Raw genomic sequence first — 4,475 nt, 5'->3', positions numbered from 1 at the left:
AGTCCCGTGAAACGACCCGAAATTGCCGGTCTTTGCCGCCACATCAGGCAGCATGATCACGAAGTGAGCTGTTTTTACGCTCGCTGCAGCCTGTTTTTGCTTCTAGCGGCGCTCGCTGGAAAGGGCTGATCTCCGCGGCATCGAACATCGTCTGGAGGGCTGCGATCATGTTTTACCGTATTGTTACGTGCGTCGTCGCTGCGGTCTTGAGCGGAATGCTCACCGCTGCCCAAGCCGAAGAGTCAGTGACGCTGAGACTGAAATGGTTTCATCAGGCGCAGTTTGCCGGCTTCTACGTCGCCAAGGAAAAAGACTTCTACAAGTCCGCCGGCTTGAACGTGGACATCCAGCCCGGCGGTCCGGATTTTCCGGCGATCCAGATGGTGGCGGGAGGCAATGAGCAATTCGGCGTGACCGGCGCTGACCAGATACTGATAGCGCGCAGCAAAGGCGTTCCGGTGGTGGCATTGGCGGTGATCTTCCGCCGCAACCCCTTCGTTCTGTTCTCGCTGGCAAAGTCCGGCATCAAGGCGCCATCCGATTATGTCGGAAAGAATATCGGCGTGAAGGTTGGCGGGAACGAGGAACTGATCTATCGCGCGGTGCTCGCCAAAGCTAACGTCGACAAGGCCAGACTGAACGAGGTCCCCGTCAAGTTCGACATCACCCCGCTGCTCGCCGGCGCGGTCGATGTGTGGCCGGGCTATCTTATCAACGAAGTTCTCGCGGCCAAGGAAAAGGGCTTTGACGTCAACGTCGTATCGCCACCGGATTATGGCATCGACCTGTACGCCGACACCTTGTTCACCACCGAGAAAATGCTCAGGGAGAAGCCGGATGTCGTCCGCAACTTCGTATCCGCGACGCTTAGAGGCTGGAGTAGCGCGATCGCGGCTCCCGAAGAGGCCGCAACGATCACTGTCAAATACGGATCCAAACTGACCTACGATCACGAACTGGCGATGATGAAAGCGAGCCTGCCTTTGCTCCAACCCGATGCCAAGCCGGTGGGCTGGATGGATGCCGCGAACTGGACCGCCGCACAAAAGCTGCTGGTTGACGCCGGATTTCAGAAGACGCCGGTTGACGTCGGCAAGGCCTTCACCGTCGAGTTTCTCAAATGAACGCAGTCGCGCTGGCGAACCGGCCGGAGGCGTCGACACTGCCCACGACCGAGCCTTTGGTGGCGATCGAAAACCTCAAGGTTCGTTTCGGCGATGTGGTCGCCATCGAAGACCTGAGCTTCACCGTGCGGCGGGGCGAATTTGTCTCGCTGCTCGGACCGAGCGGCTGCGGCAAGTCCACCTTGCTGAAGGCGATCGCGCAATTGGTCACGCCGGCCAGCGGAAAGATCGTGCTGAGCGATCCCAATTTGCGCGTCGGCTTCATGTTTCAGAAGCCGTTGCTGCTGCCATGGCGGGCCACGCTCGACAACGTGCTGCTGCCGGTCGAGATTCAGCTTGGCGGCAGCGTAGTCGACGTGACGGACCGGCAGCGCGCCCGACTGATGCTTGATCTGGTCGGACTAGGCGACTTCGCCGATGCCTACCCGCATCAGCTGTCGGGCGGAATGCAGCAGCGTGCAGCGCTTGCCCGCACGCTGATCAGCGATCCCGATATCCTGTTGCTTGACGAGCCATTCGGCGCGCTCGACGAACTGACGCGCGAAGCCCTCAACGAGGAACTGATCCGCATCTGGCAAAGCGGCAATACGCGATTGCACACCATTATCATGGTCACCCATTCGATCTCCGAGGCGGTGACCATGTCCGATCGCGTCATCGTTTTTACCGACCGGCCCGCACGGCTTGCCGAAGACGTTCAGGTCCGGTGTTCGCGGCCTCGCGCTCCCGAGGATTCGGAGCCGGGTTCGATTATCAAACGTATCAGGACAATCGTCAAAGGTGGCCGATGAGATTGCGTATCCAAACGCCGCTGATATTCGCCCTGCTCGCGCTCGCCGTCTGGCAGGTCATTGTGATGGCCGCCGATGTCCCGGAATACCTGTTGCCGGCGCCGAGCGTCATCCTGGGCACTGTCGATCGCACGCTTGCCGTCCAACTCGCCGTAACATTCGTCGAAGCACTGGCCGGCTTTCTGATCGCCGGCGTGCTGGCGTTCGGCTGCGCCGTCATGTTCGTTCGATTCAGCACGCTCGAGCAAGGACTGTTTCCGATCGCCATCGCGGTCAAGACCACGCCCATCGTCGCGGTGGCTCCGCTGCTGGTGATCTGGTTGGGGACGGGATGGTGGTCCAAGATCGTGGCGGTGATCCTGATATGCTTTTTCCCCGTGCTGGTGAACGCGGTGAAGGGTCTCAAAGCAGCGGACGCCGAATACCGCGAGTTGTTCCAGACTCTCGGCGCCAGCAGAGCCCAGGAATTCCGCAAGCTGCGGATCCCATACTGCCTGCCATATCTGTTCTCGGCGCTGAAGATCTCATCCTCGCTCGCGATCGTGGGCGCGATCGTCGGGGAGTTTGTCGGAGCTACGCAAGGGCTCGGCTATCTCATCATGGTATCTTCAGCGCATCTTGAAACCGCAACGCTGTTTGCTGCGATCGCGGCGGCGGCGCTCGCGGGGATCACGATGTTCTATGTCATCGGGTGGGCCGAAGAACGCGTCATCTTCTGGCACGGCGGCAATATGGATTGAACATGCGCACAACTTCGGTCAACGTCGTCCAAATCTCGACCAAAGGTCCAGGCGATGTATCGGGCCTGATGAATCTTGTCGAAGCGGGCAAAATCGAGCCGGCCTCGATCCTCGCGATCCTGGGAAAAACCGAGGGGAATGGCGGCGTCAATGATTTCACGCGGGAATATGCGGTGACGGCGCTCAGCGGTGCGCTCGCGCCCTATGTCAATCTGTCCCAGCATGATGTCGAGCAAAGGATAGCGTTCGTGATGTCGGGCGGCACCGAAGGTGTGCTCAGTCCGCATATCACGGTGTTTTCGCGAAGCGCGATAGCCGGCGGTTCGCACAACGGCATCGCCGGCAAGCGCCTGAGCATCGGCATCGCCCAAACCCGCGACTTTATGCCGGAGGAACTCGGCTGCGCGGCGCAGATCAACGAAACGGCAAAGGCCGTCCGCGTCGCCATGGCTGATGCCGGTATCGACGATACCAAGGACGTGCATTTTGTGCAGATCAAGTGTCCGTTGCTGACCAGCGACCGGATCGAGGCCGCACACGCCAGAGGTCGCAATACCGTCACTACCAGCGCTTACGGGTCGATGGCTTATTCCCGTGGCGCATCCGCGCTCGGCGTGGCCTCGGCCCTTGGCGAAGTAGACGGCGAGATCGGGGAAGAGCAGGTTCTCAAAAGCTGGAATCTGTTTTCGTCCGTGGCCTCGACATCGGCCGGGATCGAGCTGATGCACAATGTGGTAATCGTCCTCGGAAATTCGTGGACATCGGCAAGCTCTTTTGTCATCGGCCATGCCGTCATGCGCGACTCCATCGATGCCGCCGCGGTGATCGAAGCGCTGGAAAGCGTCGGCCTCTGGGCCCGAGGCCGGTCTGATCCGATCGTTCCGGACCGTCTGGTTAATATTTTCGCCAAAGCGGAAGCGTCCCCGGACGGCAATGTACGCGGAAGCCGTCACACCATGCTTGACGATTCCGATATCGGCGCAACCCGGCATGCCCGCGCCGCGGTCGGCGGACTGATCGGCGGTCTCGCCGGGACAGGGGCGGTCTATGTTTCCGGCGGCGCGGAGCATCAGGGACCGCCGGGCGGCGGGCCCGTAGCGGCAATTGCTCGCCTATGATCCTTCTCGATGAGTCGACCGAGATTGCGCATTTTCCCCAATCAAGAGTCTATAACTTTCAATGTGCGAATTTCCGCCATTTGGCACAAAGCGGACGTGCCGACAGCTGCGATGAATGTCCGCTCTCTGGATAACAGACGACATAGACTGGTCGTCCTGAAGGCGTATTTTATGAGTGAACGCCTAAGGCCCGCCTCGATCTCAGTCACGCCGCGAGTCTTCGGCTGGTTTGACCTAAATCAAAGCCCGCGCCCCAGAATGGGGCGAAGGTTTTTATGGAACCAACCGATGTTGAATGAGTCTGTTCTTAGGGCCGCGTAGAAGGTTGGACACGATGACATTTGGATATACTCAGCCATTTTCATTCCAAATCGGAGCGCCGCAGGTGGTCAAGATCGCCGGGGTTCGCCACGGCGTGACCGAAATCACCTTGAGCGATGGACGACTGGTTCGCGCTACACTTCACGTCAAAAATGTAAAGCCGAGCTCTCAAAAGCCAGGCAGTGTGGACATCTCCTATAATGTTGTCACCGAAGTAATGGCCGTCCCGGAGGTACCGATCATGGATGTGCACGAGACGGTTCAATAAGCCGCGAGGCGGCTTTCGCTATGATTGCCAACTTTAATTTGGAGACCCGCTGGCCGCCTGATCCACTATCATCAGGTTCGAATTGAGAAGCCGCCTTCGGGCGGCTTTTTGTT

General features: G+C 59.3%; 5 protein-coding genes. All 5 read left to right on the top strand.

Annotation, left to right across the window (positions count from 1 at the left end; genetic code table 11):
- Positions 1-167 precede the first annotated feature (167 nt).
- The 5 genes from E8A46_RS29080 (at position 168) to E8A46_RS29060 (ending at position 4,362) form a co-directional block, all read left to right on the top strand.
- The gene (locus tag E8A46_RS29080; RefSeq protein ID WP_291568522.1) at positions 168-1,124 is read left to right on the top strand and encodes an ABC transporter substrate-binding protein; all 957 of its coding nucleotides are present in this window, start codon (positions 168-170) and stop codon (positions 1,122-1,124) included.
- Positions 1,121-1,915 carry an ABC transporter ATP-binding protein gene (locus E8A46_RS29075; protein WP_291568519.1) on the top strand — a complete coding sequence of 265 codons (795 nt, stop codon included), beginning with the start codon at positions 1,121-1,123 and terminating at the stop codon, positions 1,913-1,915. The genes E8A46_RS29080 and E8A46_RS29075 overlap by 4 nt, the downstream gene beginning before the upstream one ends.
- Positions 1,912-2,655, top strand: coding sequence for an ABC transporter permease (locus E8A46_RS29070; RefSeq protein WP_291568518.1), 744 nt, complete (start codon positions 1,912-1,914; stop codon positions 2,653-2,655). The genes E8A46_RS29075 and E8A46_RS29070 overlap by 4 nt, the downstream gene beginning before the upstream one ends.
- A gap of 2 nt (positions 2,656-2,657) precedes the next feature.
- A complete protein-coding gene (locus E8A46_RS29065; RefSeq protein ID WP_291568515.1) occupies positions 2,658-3,773 on the top strand; it encodes a ring-opening amidohydrolase in 1,116 nt (371 codons plus the stop codon).
- Positions 3,774-4,107: 334 nt separating this feature from the next.
- On the top strand, positions 4,108-4,362 hold the full coding sequence (locus tag E8A46_RS29060) for a hypothetical protein (protein WP_291568512.1): 255 nt from the start codon (positions 4,108-4,110) through the stop codon (positions 4,360-4,362).
- Positions 4,363-4,475: the final 113 nt, after the last annotated feature.

The sequence above is a fragment of the Bradyrhizobium sp. genome (assembly GCF_004799445.1).
Classification (GTDB): domain Bacteria; phylum Pseudomonadota; class Alphaproteobacteria; order Rhizobiales; family Xanthobacteraceae; genus Bradyrhizobium.
Note: the sequence above shows the minus strand (reverse complement) of the source record. Positions and strands in the feature narration are given on the sequence as shown.

Excerpts from the sequence above, each read along its gene's own strand:
- E8A46_RS29065 (WP_291568515.1), top strand. The coding sequence starts at position 2,658 with ATGCGCACAACTTCGGTCAACGTCGTCCAAATCTCGACCAAAGGTCCA.
- E8A46_RS29060 (WP_291568512.1), top strand. The coding sequence starts at position 4,108 with ATGACATTTGGATATACTCAGCCATTTTCATTCCAAATCGGAGCGCCG.
- E8A46_RS29070 (WP_291568518.1), top strand. The coding sequence starts at position 1,912 with ATGAGATTGCGTATCCAAACGCCGCTGATATTCGCCCTGCTCGCGCTC.
- E8A46_RS29075 (WP_291568519.1), top strand. The coding sequence starts at position 1,121 with ATGAACGCAGTCGCGCTGGCGAACCGGCCGGAGGCGTCGACACTGCCC.
- E8A46_RS29080 (WP_291568522.1), top strand. The coding sequence starts at position 168 with ATGTTTTACCGTATTGTTACGTGCGTCGTCGCTGCGGTCTTGAGCGGA.